21 protein-coding genes and 1 pseudogene are annotated in these 24,876 nt (G+C 62.8%); 11 read left to right on the top strand and 11 right to left on the bottom strand.

Annotated elements, in window-relative coordinates; translation table 11 throughout:
• Nucleotides 1–16: 16 nt before the first annotated feature.
• Nucleotides 17–1,384 carry an FAD-binding oxidoreductase gene (locus J2Y48_RS08020; protein ID WP_310415410.1) on the bottom strand — a complete coding sequence of 456 codons (1,368 nt, stop codon included), beginning with the start codon at nucleotides 1,382–1,384 and terminating at the stop codon, nucleotides 17–19.
• 226 nt (nucleotides 1,385–1,610) lie between these two features.
• Between J2Y48_RS08020 and J2Y48_RS08015 the strand changes: the two genes are divergently transcribed.
• Nucleotides 1,611–2,768 (top strand): fumarylacetoacetate hydrolase family protein, encoded by a 1,158-nt coding sequence (locus J2Y48_RS08015; RefSeq protein WP_310415406.1) that lies wholly within the window; start codon nucleotides 1,611–1,613, stop codon nucleotides 2,766–2,768.
• A 15-nt stretch (nucleotides 2,769–2,783) separates the two neighbouring features.
• Here J2Y48_RS08015 and J2Y48_RS08010 read toward each other — a convergent pair whose 3' ends face one another.
• Both J2Y48_RS08010 and J2Y48_RS08005 read right to left on the bottom strand, forming a co-directional pair.
• A complete protein-coding gene (locus tag J2Y48_RS08010; RefSeq protein ID WP_310415403.1) occupies nucleotides 2,784–3,443 on the bottom strand; it encodes a glutathione S-transferase family protein in 660 nt (219 codons plus the stop codon).
• Between the two features lie 148 nt (nucleotides 3,444–3,591).
• The gene (locus tag J2Y48_RS08005) at nucleotides 3,592–4,251 is read right to left on the bottom strand and encodes a dihydrofolate reductase family protein (RefSeq protein WP_310415401.1); all 660 of its coding nucleotides are present in this window, start codon (nucleotides 4,249–4,251) and stop codon (nucleotides 3,592–3,594) included.
• Nucleotides 4,252–4,554: 303 nt separating this feature from the next.
• Between J2Y48_RS08005 and J2Y48_RS08000 the strand changes: the two genes are divergently transcribed.
• A complete protein-coding gene (locus tag J2Y48_RS08000; RefSeq protein WP_310415397.1) occupies nucleotides 4,555–5,340 on the top strand; it encodes a hypothetical protein in 786 nt (261 codons plus the stop codon).
• Between the two features lie 87 nt (nucleotides 5,341–5,427).
• Here J2Y48_RS08000 and J2Y48_RS07995 read toward each other — a convergent pair whose 3' ends face one another.
• Complete coding sequence (locus J2Y48_RS07995) at nucleotides 5,428–6,765, bottom strand: aspartate aminotransferase family protein (protein WP_310415394.1); 1,338 nt, start codon at nucleotides 6,763–6,765, stop codon at nucleotides 5,428–5,430.
• Nucleotides 6,766–6,928: 163 nt separating this feature from the next.
• Here J2Y48_RS07995 and J2Y48_RS07990 point away from each other — a divergent pair, with 163 nt between their 5' ends.
• Entirely contained in the window at nucleotides 6,929–7,477 is a 549-nt protein-coding gene (locus J2Y48_RS07990; protein WP_310415391.1) for a cupin domain-containing protein, read from the top strand.
• Nucleotides 7,478–7,493: 16 nt separating this feature from the next.
• Here the strand turns inward: J2Y48_RS07990 and J2Y48_RS07985 are convergent, their stop codons facing one another.
• Nucleotides 7,494–9,467, bottom strand: coding sequence for an adenylate/guanylate cyclase domain-containing protein (locus J2Y48_RS07985; protein ID WP_310415388.1), 1,974 nt, complete (start codon nucleotides 9,465–9,467; stop codon nucleotides 7,494–7,496).
• Between the two features lie 312 nt (nucleotides 9,468–9,779).
• On the opposite strand from J2Y48_RS07985, the gene J2Y48_RS07980 reads away from it, so the two are divergent.
• The 7 genes and pseudogenes from J2Y48_RS07980 (at nucleotide 9,780) to J2Y48_RS07945 (ending at nucleotide 17,601) form a co-directional block, all read left to right on the top strand.
• On the top strand, nucleotides 9,780–12,737 hold the full coding sequence (locus J2Y48_RS07980; RefSeq protein WP_310415385.1) for a calcium-binding protein: 2,958 nt from the start codon (nucleotides 9,780–9,782) through the stop codon (nucleotides 12,735–12,737).
• Between the two features lie 231 nt (nucleotides 12,738–12,968).
• A complete protein-coding gene (napE, locus tag J2Y48_RS07975; RefSeq protein WP_310415382.1) occupies nucleotides 12,969–13,160 on the top strand; it encodes a periplasmic nitrate reductase, NapE protein in 192 nt (63 codons plus the stop codon).
• A 7-nt stretch (nucleotides 13,161–13,167) separates the two neighbouring features.
• Nucleotides 13,168–13,668: a ferredoxin-type protein NapF gene (locus tag J2Y48_RS25325; RefSeq protein WP_405030181.1), complete on the top strand. Its 501-nt coding sequence runs from the start codon at nucleotides 13,168–13,170 to the stop codon at nucleotides 13,666–13,668.
• Nucleotides 13,661–13,949 (top strand): annotated as a pseudogene (locus J2Y48_RS07960) (chaperone NapD). The gene J2Y48_RS25325 and the pseudogene J2Y48_RS07960 overlap by 8 nt, the downstream one beginning before the upstream one ends.
• The gene (napA, locus tag J2Y48_RS07955; RefSeq protein WP_310415375.1) at nucleotides 13,924–16,428 is read left to right on the top strand and encodes a periplasmic nitrate reductase subunit alpha; all 2,505 of its coding nucleotides are present in this window, start codon (nucleotides 13,924–13,926) and stop codon (nucleotides 16,426–16,428) included. The pseudogene J2Y48_RS07960 and the gene napA overlap by 26 nt, the downstream one beginning before the upstream one ends.
• The gene (locus J2Y48_RS07950; RefSeq protein WP_310415372.1) at nucleotides 16,398–16,898 is read left to right on the top strand and encodes a nitrate reductase cytochrome c-type subunit; all 501 of its coding nucleotides are present in this window, start codon (nucleotides 16,398–16,400) and stop codon (nucleotides 16,896–16,898) included. Before napA ends, J2Y48_RS07950 begins: the two co-directional genes overlap by 31 nt.
• A 4-nt stretch (nucleotides 16,899–16,902) precedes the next feature.
• Nucleotides 16,903–17,601, top strand: coding sequence for a NapC/NirT family cytochrome c (locus J2Y48_RS07945; protein WP_405030172.1), 699 nt, complete (start codon nucleotides 16,903–16,905; stop codon nucleotides 17,599–17,601).
• Between the two features lie 111 nt (nucleotides 17,602–17,712).
• Here the strand turns inward: J2Y48_RS07945 and J2Y48_RS07940 are convergent, their stop codons facing one another.
• The 5 genes from J2Y48_RS07940 to J2Y48_RS07920 form a co-directional block, all read right to left on the bottom strand.
• Nucleotides 17,713–18,204 carry a hypothetical protein gene (locus J2Y48_RS07940; RefSeq protein ID WP_405030171.1) on the bottom strand — a complete coding sequence of 164 codons (492 nt, stop codon included), beginning with the start codon at nucleotides 18,202–18,204 and terminating at the stop codon, nucleotides 17,713–17,715.
• 611 nt (nucleotides 18,205–18,815) lie between these two features.
• Nucleotides 18,816–19,109, bottom strand: coding sequence for a metal-sulfur cluster assembly factor (locus J2Y48_RS07935; protein WP_310415369.1), 294 nt, complete (start codon nucleotides 19,107–19,109; stop codon nucleotides 18,816–18,818).
• Nucleotides 19,110–19,625 (bottom strand): DUF2249 domain-containing protein, encoded by a 516-nt coding sequence (locus J2Y48_RS07930; protein WP_310415366.1) that lies wholly within the window; start codon nucleotides 19,623–19,625, stop codon nucleotides 19,110–19,112.
• Nucleotides 19,594–20,967 (bottom strand): hypothetical protein, encoded by a 1,374-nt coding sequence (locus tag J2Y48_RS07925; protein ID WP_310415363.1) that lies wholly within the window; start codon nucleotides 20,965–20,967, stop codon nucleotides 19,594–19,596. Before J2Y48_RS07925 ends, J2Y48_RS07930 begins: the two co-directional genes overlap by 32 nt.
• 35 nt (nucleotides 20,968–21,002) lie before the next feature.
• Nucleotides 21,003–21,275 carry a DUF2249 domain-containing protein gene (locus J2Y48_RS07920; protein ID WP_310415360.1) on the bottom strand — a complete coding sequence of 91 codons (273 nt, stop codon included), beginning with the start codon at nucleotides 21,273–21,275 and terminating at the stop codon, nucleotides 21,003–21,005.
• A 207-nt stretch (nucleotides 21,276–21,482) separates the two neighbouring features.
• Between J2Y48_RS07920 and hemN the strand changes: the two genes are divergently transcribed.
• Entirely contained in the window at nucleotides 21,483–22,835 is a 1,353-nt protein-coding gene (gene hemN / locus J2Y48_RS07915) for an oxygen-independent coproporphyrinogen III oxidase (RefSeq protein ID WP_310415357.1), read from the top strand.
• A 132-nt stretch (nucleotides 22,836–22,967) separates the two neighbouring features.
• On the opposite strand, the gene J2Y48_RS07910 is transcribed toward hemN, so the two are convergent.
• Nucleotides 22,968–24,866 carry a VWA domain-containing protein gene (locus tag J2Y48_RS07910; protein WP_310415354.1) on the bottom strand — a complete coding sequence of 633 codons (1,899 nt, stop codon included), beginning with the start codon at nucleotides 24,864–24,866 and terminating at the stop codon, nucleotides 22,968–22,970.
• Nucleotides 24,867–24,876: the final 10 nt, after the last annotated feature.

The following is a 24,876-nucleotide window of genomic DNA, read 5'->3' as shown; positions in this document are numbered from 1 at the left end:
GTGGCGCCGGCTGTCCTCAGATGACCTTGTCGGGGTTCAGGATGCCTTTCGGATCGAGCGTGTGCTTGATCCGGCGCATGGCTTCCAGTTCCTCGGGGCTCCGGGAGCAGCCGAGATAGGGACGTTTCAACGTGCCGATCCCATGTTCAGCCGAGACGGAGCCGTTGAATTGTTGCACGAGCGCATAGACGATTTCGTCCACGGCATGCAGTTCGCTGTCGGATGCGTTGGCCACGGAAAACGCAATATGCAGGTTGCTGTCGCCGATATGGCCGTAGAAGGAGACATGGGCGGTGGGGAAGCGTGACAGCAGATCCGCCTCGCAGGCCTCGGCGAAACGGCCGATCTCGCCGCTCGGCATGCTGACGTCGAGGTTTACCAGAGACGGCAGCAACCGATCCATCGTCACCGCTTCGCGCACGGTCCAGAAATTGCGGGCGTCCTTCTCGGATTGGGCGATGAGCGCATCGACGATCAGGCCCTCTTCCAGCGCGCCGCCGAGGAAACCTTCAAACCGCTCGCGCGCAACGTCCGAACCGTCGTTGTCTTCTTCGATGATCACGAGAAAGGGATATTCGGCTTCGAACAGCTTGATACCCTCCGCCTTGCTGCTGAAGCGGACAAAACTCTGCCACATCGCCTCGTAGGCGGAGAGCGCGAGTAACTCGCGCTGGGCTTTCTGAAGAAAGGCGATCACGGCCTCGTAGCTTTCCAGGGCGACAAGCGCCGTGCTGCGCCCCGTCGGCAGCGGCTTCAGCTTAAGGACGGCGCGGGTGATGATGCCGAGCGTTCCTTCGGCGCCGATGAAGAACTGGCGCAGGTCATAGCCGGTGTTGTTCTTCGTCATCTTGTTCAGCATCGACAGCACCGTGCCGTCGGCGAGCACCACCTCCAGCCCCAGCACGTTGTCACGCGTGACCCCGTGGCGGATGACCCGGATGCCGCCGGCATTTGTCGAAAGGTTGCCGCCGATCTGGCAACTGCCGCGTGCCCCAAGGTCGATCGGCAGTAGGAAGCCGGCATCCTCCGCCGCCGCTTGCGCCGTTTCCAGGATCGTTCCGGCCTTCAGCGTGATCGTTGCCGCCGCCGGATCGATCTCTTCCACCCCTGCCAGTTGCTCCAGCGAAATCGCCACCTCGCCGCCACGCGGGTTTGCACCGCCGGCAAGGCCGGTCATGCCGCCCTGGGGGATCACGGGCTGGCCGTGCTCGTTGCAGATGCGCAGGGCGGCGGAAACGGCGTCCACGCTCCGCGGACGGATGACCGCCATCGGCGGAACGCGCCCCGTCTGGCTGGCGTCGCTGACGTAGCGATCGCCGATCTCGGTGCCCGTGAGGACAACCTCCGAACCAAGGGCACGCTTCAACTCTTCGATGATGGTCATGGTGGCTTCCTGTATGCGCCGCAACGTCTGCGTTTTTGACTAGCGATGACCTCGTCGGATTGCAATCGGGATCTTCGCCGCTGAAGGAGGCTCGGGCCTTGCCCCAGCCGGGCGCCAGTGAGCGGGAAAAGTTGGCGCGCGCCAGGAACGGCGGCAAGCCGCATTCCCCCTGTCCGATAGGCGCGTTTTCGGGCACAAAGGACAGCGCAAGACGGAGGAAAACAGCATGACATCGCAGGCTGGCAACTTTGATCGCGGCACGTTCGTCGGGCGCATCTGGCGTCCCGAGCGCAGCGGACCATCGCTGGTGGTCGTGCACAACGGCGCCGTGGTCGACATCACCAGCAAGGCGGCGCCGACAATGCGGGACCTTCTCGAAATGGGCGACCCGGTCGGCTTTGTGCGCGCACAGGCCGGCGATCCGGTGGCGCCGCTTGCAACCGTGCTCGACCATTCGATTGAAGGCGAGGGCGACCTTTCGCGCCCCCATCTCCTTGCCCCTTGCGACCTGCAGGCGGTCAAGGCCTGTGGCGTTACCTTTGCGCGCTCGATGATCGAGCGGGTGATCGAGGAAAAGGTGGCCGGCAACCCGGCGCTCGCGCAGACGGTCCGTGCACGCGTCACCGCCATCATCGGCGACAGCCTGCGCAACCTCAAGGCCGGTTCCGAGGCGGCGGCGAAGGTCAAGGCGGCGCTGATCGAAGAGGGCATCTGGTCGCAGTATCTTGAGGTGGGCATCGGGCCGGACGCGGAGGTCTTCACCAAGGCGCCGGTGCTGTCGGCCGTCGGCTGGGGGGCCTCGGTCGGCCTGCATCCGATCTCCCGGTGGAACAATCCGGAGCCGGAAATCGTGTTGGCCGTGAACAGCCGGGGCGAGGTGAAAGGCGCGACGCTGGGCAACGATGTCAACCTTCGCGACGTCGAGGGCCGTTCGGCGCTTCTCCTCGGCAAGGCCAAGGACAACAATGCGTCCGCCGCCATCGGCCCCTTCATCCGCCTCTTCGACGAGACCTATTCAATCGACGATGTCCGCAAGGCGGACCTTGATCTCCTGATCGAAGGTGAGGACGGTTTCGTGCTCAAGGGCACGAGCACGATGCGCGAGATCAGCCGCGACCCGCTCGATCTCGTCGCTCAGACGATCGGCCTCCACCACCAATATCCGGACGGCCTCATGCTGTTCATGGGCACGCTGTTTGCCCCGGTCAAGGATCGCGACGTCAAGGGCGAGGGCTTCACCCACAGGATCGGCGATCGGGTGACGATCTCGAATGCCGAACTCGGTGCGCTCTCCAACACCGTTCGCCTCTCGACCGAGTGCCCGCCTTGGACTTTTGGCGTTGCCGCGCTGATGCGCAACCTCGCCGGCCGCGGCCTGATCTGAGCCCGTTGCGCCCGCTCAATCCCGGTCCGGCGCGCCGAGCGGGAAAAACTTGCGATAAGGTCGCGCCTCGTCCACCGCGCGGGCGAAGGAGGGGCGGGCGAGCAGCCGGTCGCGATAGGCTTTGAGGTTGGTGAGCGCCGGGTCGATCGCATGCGTCCAGTCGGCGTAGAACAGCGCGGGAGCGGCGGCGCAGTCGGCCAGGCTGAAGGCGTCGCCCGCCGCCCATTCCCGCCCGGCCATGTGGCGATCCAGCCACTGGTAGGTCCGCTCCAGCATCGTGCGCGCTTCGCCGACACCATAAGGATCGCGGTCCGCCTCGGCCCGGATGGCATTGAAAACGATCTTCTGCTGCGGGGTGCTGATGTAGTTGTCGAAGATCCGGTCGAGCATGCGCACATCGATCGCCGCCTGCGGATCGTCCGGAAGCGGCTTGAACGGCCCGGGATGGGCGAGTGCCAGGTATTCGATGATCACCGTCGCCTCCAGCAACGTCCGGCCACCGTCGACGAGAACGGGGAAGCGCTTGATCGGCCAAAGTGCTTCGAATTCCCGGAGGATCTCGGGATTTTCCGGGCTGAGCATCCGAAACTCGAAAGGGGTTTCGTTCTCGTAGAGCGCAATCAGCGCCTTCTGGCAGTATGACGAAAACGGATGCGCATAAAGGATCGGTTTCATAACGTCCTCCCGTGCCGATCACCGCGTGTACATACAGCCTAGCGAATCTGATTGCATTTCGCAACCAGATCGATGAGGGAGTAGGTGCGGGGACGGCGCTGTCTGGGCGTGATGCACCGTTACCACCCGCCGTGCCCCGCCCTCGATGTCAGGTCAGATTCTTCCGCCGTTCCAGTTCGGCCTCCGTCGGCTGGTCGAATTCGAACGAGCCTGTCTGGACTTCGCCCGCACGGCTGTATTTGTTGACGGTGACACCGGCTGGCGTCACCTTGGAGCTGACGAGCTTCAGCGCATGCGGTGCCGCGCCTTCGCTGAACAGCTTCTTTCCGCCCCCGAGCACGACCGGGAACAACGAGATGTAGAGTTCGTCGACCAGGTCATGCCGGAACAGCGTCTGCAAGAGATCCGTCGAGCCTTGCGTCAGAAGATCGGGCCCTTCTTCGGCTTTCAGCTTCGTGAGCGCGGCGACCGCGTCCGGCCCCAGCGTTTGACTGTTTTGCCACGTCAGCTTGAAGTCCGGATTGCGGGTCGCGACGAACTTGGTGATGCGGTCGAACAAGGAGCCGATCGGATCATCCGGGCCGGCGTAGGGCCAATGCGCCGCGAAGATGTCGTAAGTCTTGCGGCCGAGCAGCAGGTCAAAGGGCTTCGCGAACATCTCGTCAACGGCCGTCCCCATCGCTTCGTCGAAATAGGGGGCCGCCCAGCCGCCGTGCTTGAAGTCGCCGACGGGGTCCTCCTGCGGGCCGCCCGGTGCCTGCATGACGCCGTCGAGACTGACGAATGTTCCAACGATGATCTTGCGCATTTTCGCTCTCCTGTTTTTCCTGGCAGGTAGACAAGGGACGTTTGGCGTGGGCGAGCGCCGACAAAAATCCGGACCCGGCGACAGGCCATCGGGCGGATGCAAGGCAGCACATGAGCACCGCCTGCGAAAGGTTTTGCGGAAACAGAAGCGCTTGTCAAAGGACGCGATCTCTTGTTGTTATTGTCGAATTGGCGGCAGTGTCGATTCGGCAGCATCGACTGGAAGCGTGCTCCTGGGGGATTGAGGGGTTCGCTAAACCAACTGCGGCGAAAGTTGTCAGGGTCAAGCCCTCGGAGGGGACACATGACGCAGCGCATCGCATTCAGTGTTATCCTTGTCGCGACCACCATGCTGGGCCACAATGCCCTGGCCGCTGACCTCACGCCGACCGCGATGACCCCGGAGGCGCAGCAGGTGCAAACCGAAAGCGGCTGGACCTTCACGTTCGCCCCGTATTTCTGGGCGACGGGCCTTTCCGGTGACCTGCAGAACTTCGGCCTGCGCACTATCCATGTGAACACGTCCTTCAGTGAAATCTGGGATCATCTCGACTTCGGGGCGATGGCGATCGGCGAGGCCCGTTACGGACGCTACAGCGTCGTCACCGATCTCATGTACTCAAAGATTTCCGGCAGCGCGGCGACCCCCAGAGGCTTCATCTCCGGTGAAGTCGATTCCGAGACCTTCGCGGGCTTTGCGGGCGTCGGCTACTCGCTGCTCCAGGACAGCACCGGTAACCTCGATATCGTCGGCGGCGTTCGGGTGTGGTCGGTCGATAATACGATCTCGATCACCTTCCGCGATCGGACCGTGTCGCGAAGCGATGGCGACACTTGGGTCGATGCGATCGGCGGTCTGAAAGGGACTTACTTCCTTACGCCGAACTTCTTCCTCACCGGCTGGGGACTGGTCGGCGGTGGCGGAGCAGACATCGACTGGGATGTCGCCGCGACGGCGGGCTACAAGTTCAACGAGACGTTCTCGGCAGTGGCCGGCTACCGCGCACTGGGCGTGGACTACAGCAATGACGGCTTCAAGTTCGACGTCGTCGAGCAGGGCCCCATCATCGGCCTCGCGATCAAGTTCTAAGCATCGCACACCAAACATAACCTTGAGGCACTATGCAGAAAGGCCGGTCATCGCTGACCGGCCCTTCTGTATTTCATGCAGTGCTGCTTACTTCGCGCGCTTCAGGGCATCGCCGAGCACCGAGACGATCTCCTCGAAATGCTTCTTTTCGGCGATCAGCGGCGGCGAGAAGGCGATGATGTCGCCGGTAACGCGGATCAACAGGCCCTTCTCGAAGCAGTCAACGAAGACGTCATAGGCGCGCGCGCCGACAGCGCCGTCGCGCGAGGCAAGCTCGATGCCGGCGATCAGGCCGATCGTGCGGACGTCGATGACGTGCGGCAGGCCCTTCAGCGAGTGCATCGCTTCGTGCCAGTCGTCCTGCAGCTCGGCGCCGCGGGTGAAAAGGCCCTCGTCGCGGTAGATGTCGAGCGTGGCAATGCCGGCGGCGCAGGCGGCCGGGTGGCCGGAGTAGGTGTAGCCATGGAACAGTTCGATCGCGCCCTCCGGTCCGTGCATCAGTGCGTCATGCACCTTGCGGCTGGCGAAGACCGCACCCATCGGAATCGCGCCGTTGGTCAGTCCCTTGGCGGTCGTCACGAGGTCCGGCGTCACGCCGAAATAGTCGGTCGCAAAGGCGGCACCCAGGCGGCCGAAGCCGGTGATGACCTCGTCGAAGATCAGCAGGATGCCGTGCTTGTCGCAGATGGCGCGCAGGCGCTCGAGATAGCCCTTCGGTGGGATCAGCACGCCGGTGGAGCCGGCGACCGGCTCGACGATGCAGGCGGCGATCGTCTCGGCGCCGTGCAGAGCGACCAGACGCTCCAGATCGTCGGCGAGTTCTGCGCCATGCTCCGGCTGGCCCTTCACGTAGGCGTTCTTGGCAAGGTCATGCGTGTGGCGCAGGTGGTCGGAGCCGGGGAGCTGCGGGAAGACGCGGCGGTTGTTGAGGATGCCGCCGACGGAGATGCCACCGAAGCCGACGCCGTGGTAGCCGCGCTCGCGGCCGATCAGGCGCGTGCGGGTGCCCTGGCCGATCGCGCGCTGATAGGCGATCGCCATCTTCAGAGCGGTGTCGACCGATTCCGAGCCGGAGCCGGTGTAGAAGATGCGGTCGAGTTTCGCGCCTTCCGGACCGGGGGCGATCTCGGCCAGGCGCTCGGCGAAGTCGAACGCGATCGGATGGCCCATCTGGAAGGACGGCGCAAAGTCCATGGTGGTCAGCTGGCGCTCGACGGCGGCGGCAATCTGGCGGCGACCATGGCCGGCATTGCAGCACCAGAGGCCGGCGGTGCCGTCCAGAATGGTGCGGCCGTCCTGGCTCGTGTAGTGCATGCCTTCGGCGGAAGCGAGCAGGCGCGGCGCCGCCTTGAACTGCCGGTTGGCGGTAAACGGCATCCAGTAGCTGTCGAGCACCGGGGCGTTGGGCTTGTTGTGAACGTTCATGGGAGTCTCCTCTGGTCGAGGCATTGACGCCATGATTTGGCAGATTGAACAAGTCCTTTTCTGCCTGATATGAAGTTATTGATATTTAATAGGCCTGCTCGCAGATGTTTCGATATATCGAACAATGGAAACAGGCGCGCGGTGCAGCATCGGGAGGGGCGGCATGTCGGTCGATATCGGGAGCAGGTTGCGCAGCTTGCGCATGGCCCACAATCTGTCGCAACGGGAACTGGCCAAACGTGCAGGCGTCACCAATTCCACCATCTCGCTGATCGAGTCGAATGCGTCAAACCCGTCGGTCGGCGCCCTCAAGCGGATCTTGGACGGCATTCCGATCGGGCTTGCCGAGTTCTTCGCTTTCGAACCGGAGCGTTCGCGCAAGGCCTTCTATCGTGCCGACGAACTAGTCGAGATCGGCAAGGGGCCGATTTCCTACCGCCAGATCGGCGAAAACCTGTTCGGTCGCAGCCTGCAGATCCTGAAGGAGTGCTACCAACCCGGTGCCGACACGGGCAAGGTGCCGCTGGTGCATGATGGCGAGGAGGGCGGCATCATCCTCTCCGGACGTCTCGAAGTGACGGTCGATGACGAGCGGCGTATTCTCGGGCCCGGCGACGCCTATTACTTCGAGAGCCGCCGGCCGCATCGTTTCCGCTGTGTCGGACCGGTACCGTGCGAGTTGATCAGCGCCTGCACGCCGCCGACCTTCTGAGCCACTTGCCGCTCGGTCAAGACTGCGCTGCCGGAGCGGCAGCGCCATTTTTCGCCGCCACCGCGGCCGGTCGGCGCACACCGATCACTTCAAAGACGTCAAGCGCGGTGGACCGACCCTTGGCCTGTGCCTGGCCGAGAGCCCGGAACTGGATCGCGTCTTCACATTGAGAAACGACCGCGCCGCTCGCCAGGATCCAGGTGCTGTAGGTCTTGTTCATGCCCTCCAGCCGGGAAGCGACGTTGATGCTGTCGCCCATGGCAGTGTACTGTAGGCGGTCGTTTGCTCCGACGCTGCCGACAACTGCGGTACCGGAATGAATGCCAAAGCGTGTGCGGAATTCCGGCAACCCGCGGCTGCGCTGCCTGTCGTTGAAGACTTCGAGCCGCCCCTTCATCGCTAGCGCGGCCCGGCAGGCATTCTCGGCGTGGTTTGGATCGGGTGCCGGGGCGTTCCACATGGCGAAAATGGAATCGCCCAGGAACTGGATGATCGTGCCGCCGTGTTCGTTCACGGTGTCGTTGAGAATGTCGAAATACTCCGACAGCATGCTGACGACTTTCTCGGGCGAATGCTGCTCGCTGATCGTGGTGAAGTCGTAAATATCGGTGAAGATGGCCGTCACCTCCTGACGGCGCGCGTTCCGTCCGGAAAATTCTCCCGATTCCATCCCCTTGCGCACCAGTTCCTTTGGCACGTAGAGGCCGAAGGTGAAGATTGCGTCCCGAGCCTTGTTCATCGCACTGCCGAGCGTCGCGATTTCGTTTACGCGCGTTGGCACTTCGATCGGGGTACTGAAGTCCAGATCCTGCAGCCGATTTGCGCTGTTGGTCAGTTGGTTCAGCGACTTGGTGACCAGATGGGCCAGAAGAAGCGCACCGAGCACGGAGAGAACGACGATCCCGGCGGACAAGGTCAGGCCCTGGTAGAGGCCTCTGCGTGCGGGGGCCATCAATTCGTCGATAGGTGCGGCAACGACGGCGATGTGCCCGGCAAAGAGGATCGCCGAGTCGACCTCTGACCCCATGACCACCCACTTGCGGCCGGCGACGTCGACGGTGCCCATCTTGTTCAGATCCGGCGGGTTCTCCTTGATCGCTGCCAGCAGCGGATCGTGCAGGTTCGCCGGATCGAAATCGCGTTCGTCTTTCGAGGCGGCGATTGCCCGCATGATTGCGGGGTCGGAATGCATCAACAGCTTCTTGTCGGGATCAACGACGAAGGCGACAGCACTGGGTGTCAGTCTTTCGCTGGCAATGAAATGCGTAACCCGATCAAGCACGACATCGGCACCGACGACGATGTCGGGGTTGCCTTTATGGGCCTGGGAGATGGTCATGCCGAGCGACCTGGTCGTCGCCATGCTGTAGGGACCGGTCGCGATCGGTCCCGTTCCTCCAACGGCGGCGCGATACCAGGGGCGCTGCCTGGGATCATATTTCCAGCCGCTGATCGGACGCTCCGACAGTTGTTTTCCGGCGCTGTCGTAGAAGATGACCCGTGCACGCGGCTCTTCTGCGCCGGGCTCCAAAATGCGGACGGCCATCGTCGCAAAGGCGGGGGGATTGAGGGCTTTGCGCCAGTCCGTCGATGACAGATTGACGGCATGAAAGAAGCTGCCATCCGGATAGCCGGCATAGACCCCGTCGATCTGCGGCGATCGCGAAAGTGCGGCCCGCAGGATCGTGACCTTGTCGCCGATGCGCTCCGTTGGCGGCGCAAGGAAAGAATTGGCGATGGAAACGATCAGGTTGACCACGGCCGACGTGTCGCCGGAGAGGACCTGCATGCGTGAGATCAGCCGGTCCTCAAAGTTGTCCATATGGATTTCAGCCGCTTCGATCGCGGCATTACGGGCACGATAGTAATCGAGTGCGATCAGCAACCCCGACACGGCGAGCAGAAGCGCTACCATCACGACGCCGAGCAGGGTGCGAAGCGACCCATGCCAGGGCCTTTTCGCCGGCACCGACGCAACCTCCTTCGTCATGCCTTACATCCTCCGCTCCATGAGCCTCTGCCGCGGCAGTTGTGCGTCGATCTCGATCGGTCTTACGCCGCCGCCGGCCGTCAGTATCGATCTTCTTGATAAGATTCGCCAACTCTTTACGTCAGCGGAAGAGAACTGGAGGCGCCGTATCGCCGAAGTGCCCGAGATGGTGGGCGGCGGCACGTGGCGACACCGGCCGCGATCGCCTTACAGTTGTAAGCTTGTTACCGAAGGAACAACACCCGGCTTCCGCGCCGACTAGCAATCGGCTCACGCCAGACCGGCGTTGCAACTCTAATTCTCGAGGAAGCCATGAGCAAGAAAGTGAATTCTATCGCGGCGCTCCGGGCGTCGCTTGCGCTAGATCCGCTGGCAGTCGGCTATACCATCCCCGGCGTCGGCGATCAGAGCGAGTATGGTGACGACGGCAACAATGTGATCAGCACCGGCTCGGGCCGCGACCGGATCGTTTCGGGCCTCGGTGCCGATACGATCAACGCTGGAACGGGCGACGACGAGATCAGATATCTCGCGCCGGCAGAGCTTTCCGGCGACAAGATCGACGGCGGCCTGGGCTTCGATGAACTCGAGATCGATTTCAGTGGCGCGAGCGCCGGCGTCACGTTCACCGCCTTCGATCCGATCATTTCAAAGAACATCTTCGGCGCCAGTATCGTCAACGTCGAGCAGTTCGAGCTGTACGGCAGCAGCTACGCGGACAGCTTCACCGGCGGCCGGTGGGACGACTGGTTTTCCGGCGGCAGAGGCGATGACGTTCTGAAAGGCGAGATCGGGCGTGACTGGCTCGACGGCGGCGAGGGCAACGACAAGCTCTACGGTGGCAACGGCAATGACACGCTGATGGGCTACACCGGCGACGATTTCATTTCCGGCGGCTACGGCGACGATTACATCGCTGGCGACGATGGCAACGACACCATGTATGGCGGTGCCGGCTACGACTATATGTACGGCCATTCCGGCGACGACACCATCAAGGGTGACAGCGGCAACGACACGATTTCTGGCGGCTCTGGACGCGACTATATCGAAGGCGGCACCGGCAACGACACGCTCGCCGGCGACGCCGACAACGACACGGTTCTGGGCGGCGCGGGCAATGACACGATCCGCCACAACATGGAAAGCTGGGCCGGTGACGGCAAGGACGTTCTGGATGGCGGCGCTGACGTCGACACGCTCGTCCTGCACGGGTTCTCCGGCACCTTCACCGCCAAGGCCCCGACGGTGAAGCAGACCCTTTCCAACGGCACGACCATCGTCAACTTCGAGGCCTACGAAATCTATGGCTCGGACAATGCTGACCGGCTTACCGGCTGGTCCGGTGCGGACATGCTCGACGGCGGATCCGGAAACGATACGCTGATCGGCCTCGGTGGAAATGACCACATCTCCAGCGGCCTTGGCGTCGACATTCTTGATGGCGGCGACGGCAACGACCTTCTGATCGCCGGCGGCGGCGGCAAGGACACCATCAAGGCCGGCAAGGGATACGACCGCGTCTGGATCGAACGGTACGACAGCACGAGCAACCTGACCTTCAGCGTCTCGGGCGCAACCGCCAAGCTGTCGGACGGGACCGTCGTCACCGACGGCGAGAGCTTTTCGATCCGAACAGGCAGCGGCAATGATGTGCTTTCCGCCGGGACGGCCAGCTTTGTCGATTTCGATGCCGGCAGCGGAAATAACAGGATGACCGGTGGCAAAGGGAACGACAATTTCTACAGCAGGGGCGGCAGCGACACCGTGAAGGGTGGTGACGGAAACGACCGGATCATCGACTATGGCGGCGGCACCAATCTGATGGACGGCGGCAATGGCAATGACTACCTGTCGGCTGACACCGAGACCGGAACCGCCCTGACGACGATGCTCGGTGGGGCCGGCAACGACATGATAACGATCAACACCGCCGGCGGTTCGACAGCCGGGCGCTACTCCGTTGATGGCGGATCGGGTAAAGATTCGCTTTGGATCAACCGCTATGACAGCAAGGCGAACCTGACCTTCGTGCTTTCCGCCAATGCGAAGCTCGTCAACGGCGGGGTGACGGCCAAGAACTTCGAAAGCGTCAACATTACCGCCGGCCAAGGTCACGATTCGCTGACCGGCGGCAGTCTCAGCGACAATCTCGACGGCATGGGCGGCAATGACACGCTCAGGGGTCTTGGCGGTAACGACTACCTGACGGGTTGGACCGGTTCCGACAAGCTCTACGGCGGCGATGGCAACGATATCCTTTGGGGGTCGGGCGGTTTGCCGGACACCGGATCGGACCGTCTCTACGGCGAGAACGGCAACGACATCCTCCATATCAACGCCGGGGACTTCGCATCGGGTGGAAGCGGCACCGACCGTGTCATTATCGACTTTGGCAACCAGACCTCCGATGTGTCCTTCGTGTTCGGCACCGGATCGGTCAAGGTGAACGCCAACACCTCGTTTACCGGCATGGAGACGATGGAATATGTCGGTGGTTCCGGGCGGGACATCGTCACGGGCAGTTCGGGCAGGGACTACCTCGAAGGCGGTACTGGCAACGACACCCTCAGGGGCGGCAGCGGCAATGATGTCCTGATCGACGGCAAGGGCAATGACAAGCTCTACGGCGATGCGGGCAACGACAGGTTCATCCGTTATACCGATGAAGACGGCACCGACTATTTCAACGGCGGTGCCGGCATCGACACGGTCAGCCTGAACGTCGTTTCCGACCGGTCCGTGATCCTCGACCTCGAAAACAACGCGAAGAACGGTGGCGTCGCCTCCGGTCTGAGCCTGGTCAGCATCGAAAACGTGATCGGTGGGAGCAGGGACGATACGATCTTTGGCAACGCCTCTGCCAACACCTTGACCGGCGGCTTTGGCGACGACAAGCTGGATGGCCGAGCTGGCAACGACAAGCTCGAGGGTGGTGGCGACGGCGATACGTTGACCGGCGGGTCCGGTGCCGACCAGTTCATCTACGCCTCGGGAAATGCGATCGGCTCCGGCGACCGGATCACCGACTTCAAGCGCGGCGAGGACAAGCTCGTCATCGACAAGGGTGTTTTCGGTTTTTCCAAGCTCGTGCTCTATTCAGGCAACGATCTAAAGGCGACGGGCAAGGCCGCCCAGTTCTTCTTCGAAAAGGACAACGGGCGTCTGTGGTACGACCGCGATGGCAGCAGCAACGAGCACGACGCGGTTCTCATGGCCACCCTCGACAAGGTGACGTCGCTCTCCGCGACGGACTTCATCCTGATTTGAGGCGGCGGTAAACGAGGCCGCCCGCAGCTTCGCCTCTGCGGGGTAGGTCGATGGGAGGCTGCCGGGGCATGTCCTGGCAGCCTCCTCCACATCGCATGCTGTCAGCGATTGCTGCAGAAGCTGCTGATTTATATGACGATTGTTAAATATAGCGCCAACTAAATATTGCGATTGGGTCTTTATTTCCAACGAACCGACGCTACTATGTCCCTGACAAGGTGAGGTGTCGATTTGTCTCAGCTATCTTCCAGCCAGCCCGCTTCGCAGGAAAGACGTGCCAAGCGGCGTGTCGAACTGATCGCTTTCTTCGTGCTGGCTTTCGGAATATGGCCGTTGGTCGCCGTTGGTGTGGTGGGCGGATACGGCTTCCTTGTCTGGATGTTCCAGATTATTTACGGCCCGCCCGGCCCCCCTGGTCAGTGAGGGTGTGATGCGGACAGAACCGATATCACGCCGAGAGCTTTTCGTTGGCCGTTCGGTCGCCAGATCGCCGGGCATTTGTCCCCCCGGGGCAACCCTGGAAAGCCTTGACGCCTGTACCGGTTGCGGCCGCTGTGCCGAGCGATGTCCCAGCGGCATCATCCGTCTCAGTGACGGGGTGCCATCCATCGATTTTGCGCGGGGCGAATGCACGTTTTGCGGCGAATGCAGCGCCGCCTGTCCCGAGCCTGTCTTCGTTTTGAACAATGTCACGCGGTTTGCACATGTGGCAGTGGTCGGCGATGCCTGCCTGGCGCGAAACGACGTTGCCTGCCAGTCCTGCGGTGAATGCTGTCCCGAACAGGCGATCCGTTTTCGCCCGCGCATCGGCGGACCTTTTCTTCCCGAGTTGAATGAAGCGATTTGCAGCGGCTGCGGCGCGTGCCTGACTATCTGCCCGGTCGGCGCGATCGGGCTGCAGGCGCGCGACATGGAGACGGCCGATGTCTGAGCGGGCGCAGCGCTACCATGTTTCCAGCGCCGTGGTTGCGACGATGCCGGCGCACACCGAGGCCGTCCTGGCGGAAATCGCGAAGATGGAAAATGTCGAAATCCACGGACACGGCGGCGGCAAGATCGTCGTCGTGATCGAAGGTACGAGCACGGGCATGCTTGGCGAATGTCTGACGCGCATGTCGCTCCTGGACGGAGTGATCGCCGCGAACATGGTCTTCGAGCATGTCGAGACAGAGGGAGAGTGAAAGCGATGACCGGAATACTGACACGGCGTGACATTTTGAAGGCCCATGCCGCCGGCATCGCCGCGGCCACGGCCGGTGTCGCGCTTCCCGCCGCCGCCCAGCCCGTCCCGGGCGGCGTCGAGGCGCTTCAGATCAAGTGGTCGAAGGCGCCCTGCCGCTTTTGCGGCACCGGTTGCGGCGTGATGGTCGGCGTCAAGAACGGCCAGGTCGTCGCCACCCACGGTGATAGCCAGGCCGAGGTCAACCGCGGCCTCAACTGCATCAAGGGCTATTTCCTTTCCAAGATCATGTACGGCGAGGACCGGCTGACCACCCCGCTGCTACGCAAGCGCGGTGGCGTCTATGCCAAGGACGGCGAGTTTGAGCCGGTGAGCTGGGACGAGGCCTTCGACGTGATGGCCGAGCAGTGCAAGAAGGTGCTGAAGGAGAAGGGCCCGACGGCCATCGGCATGTTCGGCTCCGGCCAGTGGACCATCTTCGAGGGCTATGCCGCAACCAAGCTGATGCGTGCCGGCTTCCGCTCCAACAACCTCGATCCGAATGCCCGCCACTGCATGGCCTCTGCCGCCTATGCCTTCATGCGCACCTTCGGCATGGATGAGCCGATGGGCGTCTACGACGATTTCGAGCATGCGGACGCCTTCGTGCTGTGGGGCTCGAACATGGCCGAGATGCATCCGATCCTGTGGACGCGGGTCGCCGATCGTCGTCTCGGCCAGCCACATGTCAGGGTCGCCGTGCTCTCGACTTTCACCCACCGCAGCATGGACCTCGCCGACATTCCCATTGTCTTCAAGCCGGGAACGGATCTGGCGATCCTCAACTATATCGCCAACCACATCATCCAGACCGGGCGTGTGAACCAGGACTTCGTCCAGCGGCACACGCGGTTTGCGCGCGGCGTTACCGACATCGGCTACGGCCTGCGGCCGGACGATCCGCTGGAGAAAGCCGCTGCCAATGCCGCCGAACCTGGGAAGATGGAGCCGATCGACTTCGAGGCCTTCAAGGAGCTCGTATCCGAATACACGCTGGAAAAGGCGGCCGAGCTGAGCGGCGTCGATCCGGAGTTCCTGGAGCAATTGGCGGAGCTCTACGCCGATCCGAACACCAAGGTCATGTCGCTCTGGACGATGGGCTTCAACCAGCATGTGCGCGGCGTCTGGGCCAACCAGATGGTCTATAACATCCACTTGCTGACGGGTAAGATCTCCGAGCCCGGCAACAGTCCGTTCTCGCTGACCGGGCAGCCGTCCGCCTGTGGGACGGCCCGCGAGGTTGGCACCTTCGCCCATCGCCTTCCGGCTGACATGACCGTCACCAATGCCGAGCATCGCAAGCGGACGGAGGAGATCTGGCGCATCCCCGACGGCATCATCCCCGACAAGCCGGGCTACCATGCCGTGCTGCAGGACCGCATGCTCAAGGACGGCAAGCTCAATTTCTACTGGGTGCAGGTCAACAACAACGTCCAGGCCGCGCCGAACACGAGCAACGAGACCTGGCAGGGCTATCGCAACCCGGACAACTTCATCGTCGTCTCCGACGCCTATCCGACGATCACCGCCATGAGCGCCGACCTGATCCTGCCGGCCGCCATGTGGGTGGAGAAGGAAGGCGCCTACGGCAATGCCGAGCGCCGCACCCAGGTCTGGCGCCAGCTTGTCCAGGCCCCCGGCGAGGGCCGGTCGGACCTTTGGCAGCTTGTGGAGTTCTCCAAGCGTTTCACGACCGACGAGGTCTGGCCCGCCGACATTCTCGACGCCAACCCGCAATATCGCGGGAAGACCCTGTACGACGTGATCTTCCGCAACGGCGAGGTCGATCGCTTTCCGCTCAGCGAACTCGATGCCGACTACGACAACCAGGAGGCCAAAGACTTCGGCTTCTACATCCAGAAGGGCTTGTTCGAGGAGTATGCCAACTTCGGGCGTGGACACGGCCATGATCTTGCACCCTTCGACATGCTGCACGAGGTGCGCGGGCTCCGCTGGCCGGTGGTCGACGGCAAGGAGACGCTGTGGCGCTACCGCGAGGGCTTCGATCCCTTCGTGAAGCCCGGCGAAGGCGTGAACTTCTACGGCCAGCCGGACGGCAAGGCGGTGATCCTGGCCGTGCCTTACGAGCCGCCGGCGGAATCGCCGGACGAAGAGTATGACGTCTGGCTCGTGACCGGCCGCGTGCTGGAGCATTGGCACTCGGGATCGATGACGATGCGCGTGCCCGAGCTCTTCAAGGCGTTCCCCGGTGCCCGCGTCTTCATGAACGCCGACGACGCGCGCAAGCGCGGCATCAACCAGGGTGCGGAGGTTCGCATCGTCTCGCGGCGCGGCGAGATTCGCTCGCGCGTCGAGACGCGCGGCCGCAACCGGATGCCGCCCGGCGTCATCTTCGTCCCGTGGTTCGATGCCAGCCAGCTGATCAACAAGGTCACGCTCGACGCCACCGATCCCATCTCCAAACAGACGGATTTCAAAAAATGCGCGGTCAAAATTCTCCCCGTCGCCTGAGGCGGCCTGATTGGATGGTGGTCGCGGCAGGTGTCCTGCTGTTTGTCGCGACGGCCGCAATCGCCCAGGTGGTGCCACAAAGGGCACCGCAGCTGGTAGGGCGCACGCCCTCGATGGAGACCGGCCCTGCGGCGCCGTTGCCGAAATGGATCGTCGACGATAAACGCCGGATGCGCGCCTATCCCGACCAGCCGCCGGTCATCCCGCATTCGATCGAGGGCTACGAGTTATCGGTCAACGCGAACCGTTGCCTGTCCTGCCACAAGCGCGAGTTCACCCAGAACTCCGGTGCGCCGATGATCAGCGTCACGCACTACATGACACGCGACGGCCAGATGCTGGCCGACGTCTCGCCGCGGCGCTACTTCTGTACGGCCTGCCACGTGCCGCAGGCCGACACTCAGCCGCTGGTCAACAACGTCTTCAAGGACATGAGCGAAATGGGCGTCAAGCCCGCTGGGAGCGAGTGACGCCATGATCACATGGATCAAGAAGGTCGTTCTCTGGGCTTGGAATATCATCGCCACGCCGGCGGGCACGCTCGGCCTCGGCTTCCTGACGCTCGGCGGCTTCGTTGGCGGCGTGATGTTCTGGGGCGCCTTCAACACTGCGCTGGAATTGACCAACACCGAGCAGTTCTGCACCTCCTGTCACGAAATGCGCGACAACGTCTATCAGGAACTGACCCACACCATTCACTTCTCGAACCGCTCCGGTGTGCGGGCTTCCTGCCCGGACTGCCACGTACCGCATCAATGGACGGACAAGATCGCCCGCAAGATGCAGGCCTCGAAGGAGGTGTGGGGCAAGATTTTCGGCACCATCAACACGCGGCCGAAGTTTCTTGAAAAACGCCTCGAACTTGCCCAGCACGAGTGGGCGCGCCTGAAGGCGAACGACAGCCTCGAATGTCGCAACTGCCATTCCTCGACGGCAATGGACCTGCAGAAGCAGACGGAACGGGCCGCGGAGATTCACACGCGCTATCTTCTCCCCGGCAAGGCCACTTGCATCGACTGCCACAAGGGTATCGCCCATGAACTGCCCAACATGGAAGGTATCGATCCCGGCTGGAGGATGCCGCCGGAAGTCGAGGGGAAGAGTGCGGCGAATGCGACGCCGATCGGCGATTTGAGCCGTGCGATGGCCGAACTTCACGCCGAGGCATTCTGACAGCCTGGGTGGGCCCCGGTCTCGTGGGGCGCCCACCACGCGCGGGTGACGCAGGCGGGCATCCAAGCGCTACAAGTCGCTCCGACACCCGCCGTCGTAACCCTGGGAGGCCTATTGGGCTTGCTGACAGGCCTTCAGCGCCTTGAAGGCTGCATCGGTTCCGGCAAGCTTGACGACAATCGCCTTGCCCCCTTCCGGGGTAATCGTAACGGCGTTCTTCTTGGCAAGGTCGTAGATGAAGTCAGCATTGTTCACCCACACGTATGCTCCCCGATAGCCTCCGATCACCTGGCCTTCGGCTTCACCGCTGAATTTTTGCCCGTCGACGTCAAAGAGAACCGGAATTTTCTTGCCGGAGGCGACATTGGCATCGGCCTTTGTATAGAGCGCCATGTAGCCGCGCATCTTACCCTTCGCGTCGATGCCCATCTGGATCTGCGTCCCGTCGGCGTTGGCCTTCTTGATCAGGCATCCGGGGCCCATCTCGTCCTTCACGAGGATCTCCCAGCCGGCTTCCGAACCGTATTTCTTCTGGGCGATTGCCCCCGTTGCAGCCAGGGCCGAGAAGGCCAGGGCCATTCCCACGATGATCTCGCTTCTCATGGACAGGCTCCTTTCTGTTCGGCTCGTCCCGAGCCGAAGCGCACAAAAGACCTCAGTTCAGCGGGACACCGTGCGCGACCGGCCGGTGTCAATTTTCACTGTCGTCATTCTCCCGCTTCGTTCCGCATAGCCCGAGATAAACCCACCGCGACGACCACCAGGTCGTGCGGAGCACGCTGGTCAACGTAGTTCGGCGGCGCTCGGGCGCTCGCAAACGAATGCATCCCTATCCCTATTGGGACAAGCAGGTCTGAGGTTTGAGTTGTCTCCTGCCTTCACTCCCACGTTGCTCGGGCTGTCCGCGGCGCTTCATGGTTGGGCAGAACAGGGCACAATATGCCACCATCAAAGCTCAAAATCCAGCCGGAGCACCGCAAATCGAGGCTCAAGCGGTGACAGTATGGTTGCATTGCGGCGTTGGGACGCGGCGTCGCGCCACGGCAAGTTGCTGTATCGCGACACCTTTCGGGTAACGCACCGACGTCGCTCCCGCCTGGAAAATGCCGTCGGGAGGCAAGGGGAAGAGTGCCGCGAAAGCGATGGCGATCGACAATGCCACGTGTCCGGTCCGGCTGACGACATGCCGACTGTGAGCGGACGAGGGCGGGGGGTCAGTTTAATATTCTGTCCGGCGACCATCGCGGATCGTAGGTGAGGGTGACGGCCACATCGCGCACGCCGTCGACGCCTGCAGCACAGGTGCGCACCGCTTCCTGCAGGAAGGCCGCGGCCGGACAGCCCGGCGTCGTCGTCGTCATCGAGATTGACACGTTGCCCTCCCGGTCGCTGGAAACGTCGTAGATCAGGCCGAGGTCAACGACGTTTTTCCCCAGTTCGGGATCCATGACGATCGTCAGGGCTTCGCGAATGCGCTGGTCGAGGTCTACCCGTTCGATCTGTGACATCTATGACGCCTTTCCCAAGCGGATCATGATGCGATAGGTTTCGCCCTTCTCGTCGAAATTGCCGAACCACTGGTGCCCGCGCTTGGCAAGCTCCGGATAAAGCAGCAGTGGCTCGCGCGACAGCAGCGCGAAGATGACCTCGCCCGCCTGCCGGGATTCCGCTTCGGACAGGATCTGCACCAACGGTTCGGGCGGCGGCAGGTCGGTCAGGTCCAGCTCGACGACAGGATCGGGCCAGAGTTCCGGCGCGTCGGCCTCCTGGGATAGCTGCACGTCGGGCAACGCCCTGGGAACGAAACGTATCTCGAAGCCGCCTTCGATCTCGTTCACCTCATGGTCGAAACCGCGACTGTCCATGACGGCGTAAAGCGGCTGAGGTCGGAAGGGGGCCAGAAGCCTCAACCCCTGTCCTGGTTGGAGAGCGCTGACGGCGCTCATGATCGCCTGAAACGGCTCGCCGCCATTCTGCAGGATGGGCCTGACGTCAAGTTCCGCGAAGTTTTCGGTCATTGTCATCTCCAATAGGAAGAAAGAGGCGGGGCCGCGGCACGCCCGGCGGCAGGCGTATTTCGGGCGGCGCGCAGGAGAGCCGACGCGCGCGCACAAATTCGACGATAAGGCCGAGGGTTGCAAGGATCTGCAGCACCCCTGCGGCCATGAAAACCTGAAGTTCCTGGACGAACAGCGCCAGCGCCGCGACGCCCACCGTGATGATGTAGAGGCCGAACCACCATGCCGCTCGTTTCTCGTTGACGAGATCCTGGACCCGCGGCACCGCCGTCTTGCCGAGAACAGGACCGTAGTATTCCATCCAGGTCAGGAAGGGGACGATCTTGTAGAGCTGCCCGAGACCGAGGGAGGTGAGCCAGCCCATGGCCAGGACATAGACCAGCACGGAGGCGTTCTCGGCGAGTGTGCCCTCAAGGGCGAACGCCGCAAAGAGCATGGCGGACAACAGGAGAAGGGCCACGGCGGCCAAGCTTATCAGCGTGTTGAGCTCTGTCGTCTTGCGCCGCCGTTGCCGGAAGATGCTGACGACGTCGTACACGTAAAGGCCAAGCCCGATGAAGGAGACGGCTGCTGCTGCATAGAGCGCCAAGGACCTTGGCGACTCGATTCCCGTCAGCACAGTCGCGATCGTGACGAGCAGCAGTGAAATGACGCCGGCGGCAAAGACCAGGCGGGTCGTCCGGCGGTCATGTTCCGGAGAGAGCAGGAACATGGAGAGCAGGCGATAGGACACACCCATGGCCATGATTGTCATCCACCCCACCAGCCCGAAGGTCGCGTGCAACCCGATGCCCCCTATGAGAAGGTTGAGCACGTGCGCATCATCGACAAGCCCGGACAGGCCGGCGGTGAAGCACAGGCCCAGCAACACCGTCACACCCATGGCAACTAGCCCGATGACGACGAAGCGTGCAGGAGGCTCCAACGGCCGCGCCGACCAGATCGTCGCAACGAGACTTGCCGCGAGTGCCGAAAAACCGGAGGCCAGAAGGACGCCGCCGGCCGGCAGGACAAGCGGGTCGACGGACACGCGGCCGTTCAAGCCGAGAAACCCCATAAGTAATGTCAGCAGGCCGGCAACGATCAGCACCAGCGCGGGCAGCGCCAGAGAAGGCGCCTTCAGCGGTTTGGCAACGAGCACCGGAACGAACTGCAAAAGAGCGCCGGAAAACAGCAGTCCCAGCCAGCCAATCGCGATGGTATGAACGATAACCAGCGTCTCCGGCGCCTCGACAGGCAGCACGGGATAACCGAAGCCTGCTGTCAGCATGACCTCCCCGGCGAGCAGGAAGACCAGTGCGACTGCGAAATAGGACATCGTCCATCGGGACAGCGTGGCACCGGGCATTTCGTCACCTCGTCGACACAAGGTCGGTTATTGGCTCAGTGTCCGCAACTGCAGCCGCAACCCGCGCTGTGGTTGCGCTGGATTTCTACCCGCCAGACCTGCGGACCCTGCTCGAGATATTCCCACTGGAACTGTTCAGGATAACGCGTCTCGATCAGGTAGTGCAACGGACGGGGGTCGTGATCGCTCGTGACATGCATGATGCCGCCCGGCGCCAGGGCGGTCAGCACACCGAAGATCGTCGGGTGGCGATCCGGCGGGGCGATCGTCCGGACATCGATCAGCGGTATGTTTTCGGAATTTGACATGTTGCTTTCCATTGGCCTCTGTCGCGTTCGTTGGGCGACTGGACCAGCATCACCCCACCTCGAAAACCTAGCGATGCTCTGCCCGCTTCAATTTGTCGCCGGGCAAACAATAGTCAAAAACCGCCTCGCGGCATTTGCGATTCATCAAAGACGGAGGGTGGTCGCGCCCCTAGGGTCGCCCGCAGAGCCAACGAGTAGAGAAATCCGATGTCCCAAGCCATCATGGAAAAATACGGCGAGGCGAGATTGCCCCGCTACACCAGCTATCCGACCGCCCCGCATTTTGCCCCGCTGGAGGACAAATCGGTATATTCCAACTGGCTCTGCGCCATTCCGGGCGGCGAGCGGACCTCGGTCTATCTGCACATTCCCTTCTGCCGGTCGATGTGCTGGTATTGCGGCTGCCATACGACGATTACCGAACGCGATCGTCCGATCCTGGACTATCTCGACGTGCTGCACCAGGAGATCGAACTGGTGGCGAAGACGAGGGGCAGGTCCTTCTCGGTCGGCGAGATCCACTTCGGTGGTGGTACGCCGACCATCATCAAGCCGGGGGAGTTCGTCTCGCTGATGGATGCGCTGCGAAGCCGGCTCGGCTTTGCCGATCAGGTGAACACGGCCGTGGAGATCGATCCGCGGACCCTGACCGAAGAGATGGCCGCAGCACTTGGCCAATCCGGCGTGACGCGCGCAAGTCTCGGCGTACAGAGCTTCGATCCGGTCGTGCAGAAGGCGATCAACCGGATCCAGAGCGTCGAGACGACCAGCCTCGCGGTCGAAAACCTGAGGAAAGCCGGCGTTTCGGCCCTGAATTTCGACCTGATCTATGGCCTACCGTTTCAGACAGTCGAGTCCTGCGTGGCGACCGTCGAGGCTGCGGTCGGCCTGCGCCCGGATCGACTTGCCGTCTTCGGCTATGCGCATATCCCGACGTTCAAGAAGCACCAGCGCATGATCGACGAGGCAGCACTTCCCGATGCCGCGCAGCGAAGCGCGCAGGCCGAAGCGATCGCCGACGCCCTGGTTGCCGCAGGCTATGAGCGCATCGGCCTGGATCACTTTGCCCTGCCGGGTGACGAACTCGCGCTCGCCCAGCGCGATGGCCGCCTCCACCGCAATTTCCAAGGTTACACCACGGACAATTGCTCGACGCTGGTCGGACTTGGCGCCTCGTCAATCGGCAAGTACGTGCAGGGCTACATTCAGAATGAAGTGCCGCCCGGCCTTTACGCCGGTCGCGTCGCCAGCGGCGAGCTCGCCGCGGCCAAGGGGTACAGTCTGACTGCTGAGGACCGGTTCCGGGCCGAGCTGATCGAACGGGTGATGTGTGATTTTTCCGTCGACATCGCGGCGATCGCCTCTAGGCACGGTTTCGAACCGCAGGCCGTGCTCGAAGGCAACGCCGTGCTCGATGAACTCAAGAAGGACGGACTGATCTCGATCGACAACGATGTCGTTCGGGTGGAGGAGCGCTATCGCTTCATCGTTCGCTCGGTCGCCTCTGCCTTCGACGCCTACTTCGGCAAGAGCGCGCGCACCTTCAGCAAGGCCGCCTGATCCGCTTCATCCCATTACAAACCGAAAAGAAGAAGGCCCAGCAATCCGCCGATGCTGGGCCTTCAGTGCGAGGAAGTCCAAGTGGAGCCATTCTGGACTTCCTCGCGCTCACATCGCGGATCCTTGGTCCCCCTAAACCGTCAGTCCGCGATAGATCGTGGGCAACGCCACCGGCAGCTTCGAGATGTCGCTGACGAGCGCAAAGCCGTTCCGGCCGAAGAGGGTCGGAAGGTAGTTGTTGGCATCGCGGTCGACCGTGACCGCGAACACGCTGGTGCCGGCGCGACGCGCCTCCTGCACGGCTCGACGGGTGTCCTCCAGCGCGAAACGACCTTCATAGTGGTCGATGTCGTTCGGCTTGCCGTCGGTCAGCACGAGCAGCAGCTTCTTCCGGCTCGGCTGCTTTTGCAGTTCTGCGGTGGCATGCCGGACCGCCGTTCCCATGCGGGTATAGTAGCCCGGCTTCAGACCGGCGATGCGGTCCTCGATCGTGCCGTTGATCGTCTCGCCGAACCCCTTGATCGTCTCGATGCGCACCCAGGAGCGGCGCCGCGACGTGAAGGTGAGGATCGAGTGCATGCTTCCGCAAGCCGCCAACCCATGCGCCAGCACGAGCAGGGCTTCCTTTTCCACGTCGAGCACGCGGCGGTCGTCCACCCATGCGTCCGTCGACAGCGAGACGTCCACAAGGATCGTCGTCGCCAGGTCCGGCGCTACCGGCCGGCTCGCCAGGTGGATGCGGTCGCTGCCCTGGCCGCCCGCGGCAAGATCAGCGCGCGAACGGATCACGGCATCGAGATCCAATTCGGCTCCGTCCAGTTGCGCCTTGAGGAGTTCATGGCGGGGACGCAGCACCTCGAATTGCCGCCGGACCTTGCGCATAAGTGCCCGCGTCTCATCGTTGGGGGCGCTTCTCTCCCCAAGGGTCGTCGCCGGCACGGCAAGAACGTTCGTGTAATTGTCGAGGTAGCGGCCCTTGCGGTAGTCCCACTCCGGATAGCTGATCTCGGCGGCGATGGTGGATAGATCGACCATCTCTGGCGGCAGATCGAGATCGAAGCGGAACTTCGACGACGGCCGTTCCTTGCGCTGGCCGAGCTTCATCTCGTCGAGGTCGTCGGCCGCCTTGCTGTCGTTCTCCTCGCTGTCGTCCGTCGGGCGATCGACATTGACCATCTCGGCCATCGCCAGGATCTTCTCGAAGCGGTTGAGGATGAAGGGGCTGCGGTCGGAATTTCGCTCTTCGTCGCTCTGTCGCGTCGCCAGATAGCGCGCGTTGCCGGCCATTGCCGGCCCTTCCGGACCGTTCCGGCCGGTGTCTTCGGTCTTCGTCGCCGTTTCCGCGCGGACGTGGAACTCAGGCCACAGCGGCACGCCCATCATCGGCTGGTAGCCGGCCGGCGCGTGGCGGGGGAAGATCGCCGGCGGCGTGGCATCGGCAATCCCGGCGCCTTTCCGCAGCAGGCCGAGGATGCGGTTTTCCACCAGTTGCTCCACGGCGGGAAGAATGCCGCGGGTTCGTTCCTTCAGGATCGCGCTGCACAGCCGCGCATAGGTCTGTCGCAGTCCAGGCAAGGCGTCGAGAATGTTTGCGACCATTCGCTGCGCTGCTTCGATGCGTTGCAGGTCGCGGCGCAGTGGGTCCGTGCCGTCGGGTTCGTCCAGGTCCATCGCTGCCATCGCCGCGGCGAGCCAGATGTAGAGATCCCGGTTCAGTTGTTTGTCGGGAAAGTGGTCGATCACCGGTGGCAGCATGGCCGTGGAGCGGTCGCGGGTGGCGCCGGCGACCTTTTCCTCGCCGAGCCCCACCAGTTGTCGAATCCGCAGGCGGTGGCGCGAGGTTCGCGCATGCGCCGGCGTCAGCTGTACCGCCGCCTCTCCGCCGAAGCCTCGGAAGCAGGTTGGGAGAATCGGCTTCAATTCGTCAAAGGAAACCGCGTGGTCGGGGTAGCGCGGCATGCTCGCCGTCGTTCCGACGAGCCGATGCCAGAACTTGCCGACCGTTTCCTCCAGTTCGAGAAAGTCGAGCATGGCCAAGCCC

The sequence above is a fragment of the Mycoplana sp. BE70 genome, from assembly GCF_031455855.1.
In the GTDB taxonomy this organism is placed as follows: domain Bacteria; phylum Pseudomonadota; class Alphaproteobacteria; order Rhizobiales; family Rhizobiaceae; genus Mycoplana.
The sequence above is the reverse complement of the archived record's forward strand: the minus strand, read 5'-3'. Positions and strand labels throughout refer to the sequence as shown.

Excerpts from the sequence above, each read along its gene's own strand:
- J2Y48_RS07945 (WP_405030172.1), top strand. The coding sequence starts at position 16,903 with ATGATCACATGGATCAAGAAGGTCGTTCTCTGGGCTTGGAATATCATC.
- J2Y48_RS07940 (WP_405030171.1), bottom strand. The coding sequence starts at position 18,204 with ATGAGAAGCGAGATCATCGTGGGAATGGCCCTGGCCTTCTCGGCCCTG.
- J2Y48_RS07980 (WP_310415385.1), top strand. The coding sequence starts at position 9,780 with ATGAGCAAGAAAGTGAATTCTATCGCGGCGCTCCGGGCGTCGCTTGCG.
- napA (WP_310415375.1), top strand. The coding sequence starts at position 13,924 with ATGACCGGAATACTGACACGGCGTGACATTTTGAAGGCCCATGCCGCC.
- J2Y48_RS08005 (WP_310415401.1), bottom strand. The coding sequence starts at position 4,251 with ATGCGCAAGATCATCGTTGGAACATTCGTCAGTCTCGACGGCGTCATG.
- J2Y48_RS25325 (WP_405030181.1), top strand. The coding sequence starts at position 13,168 with ATGCGGACAGAACCGATATCACGCCGAGAGCTTTTCGTTGGCCGTTCG.
- J2Y48_RS07925 (WP_310415363.1), bottom strand. The coding sequence starts at position 20,967 with ATGCCCGGTGCCACGCTGTCCCGATGGACGATGTCCTATTTCGCAGTC.
- J2Y48_RS07910 (WP_310415354.1), bottom strand. The coding sequence starts at position 24,866 with ATGCTCGACTTTCTCGAACTGGAGGAAACGGTCGGCAAGTTCTGGCAT.
- J2Y48_RS07950 (WP_310415372.1), top strand. The coding sequence starts at position 16,398 with ATGCGCGGTCAAAATTCTCCCCGTCGCCTGAGGCGGCCTGATTGGATG.
- J2Y48_RS07995 (WP_310415394.1), bottom strand. The coding sequence starts at position 6,765 with ATGAACGTTCACAACAAGCCCAACGCCCCGGTGCTCGACAGCTACTGG.
- J2Y48_RS07930 (WP_310415366.1), bottom strand. The coding sequence starts at position 19,625 with ATGACAATGACCGAAAACTTCGCGGAACTTGACGTCAGGCCCATCCTG.
- J2Y48_RS07935 (WP_310415369.1), bottom strand. The coding sequence starts at position 19,109 with ATGTCACAGATCGAACGGGTAGACCTCGACCAGCGCATTCGCGAAGCC.
- J2Y48_RS07920 (WP_310415360.1), bottom strand. The coding sequence starts at position 21,275 with ATGTCAAATTCCGAAAACATACCGCTGATCGATGTCCGGACGATCGCC.
- J2Y48_RS08015 (WP_310415406.1), top strand. The coding sequence starts at position 1,611 with ATGACATCGCAGGCTGGCAACTTTGATCGCGGCACGTTCGTCGGGCGC.
- J2Y48_RS07985 (WP_310415388.1), bottom strand. The coding sequence starts at position 9,467 with ATGACGAAGGAGGTTGCGTCGGTGCCGGCGAAAAGGCCCTGGCATGGG.
- J2Y48_RS08010 (WP_310415403.1), bottom strand. The coding sequence starts at position 3,443 with ATGAAACCGATCCTTTATGCGCATCCGTTTTCGTCATACTGCCAGAAG.
- hemN (WP_310415357.1), top strand. The coding sequence starts at position 21,483 with ATGTCCCAAGCCATCATGGAAAAATACGGCGAGGCGAGATTGCCCCGC.
- J2Y48_RS08000 (WP_310415397.1), top strand. The coding sequence starts at position 4,555 with ATGACGCAGCGCATCGCATTCAGTGTTATCCTTGTCGCGACCACCATG.
- J2Y48_RS07990 (WP_310415391.1), top strand. The coding sequence starts at position 6,929 with ATGTCGGTCGATATCGGGAGCAGGTTGCGCAGCTTGCGCATGGCCCAC.
- J2Y48_RS08020 (WP_310415410.1), bottom strand. The coding sequence starts at position 1,384 with ATGACCATCATCGAAGAGTTGAAGCGTGCCCTTGGTTCGGAGGTTGTC.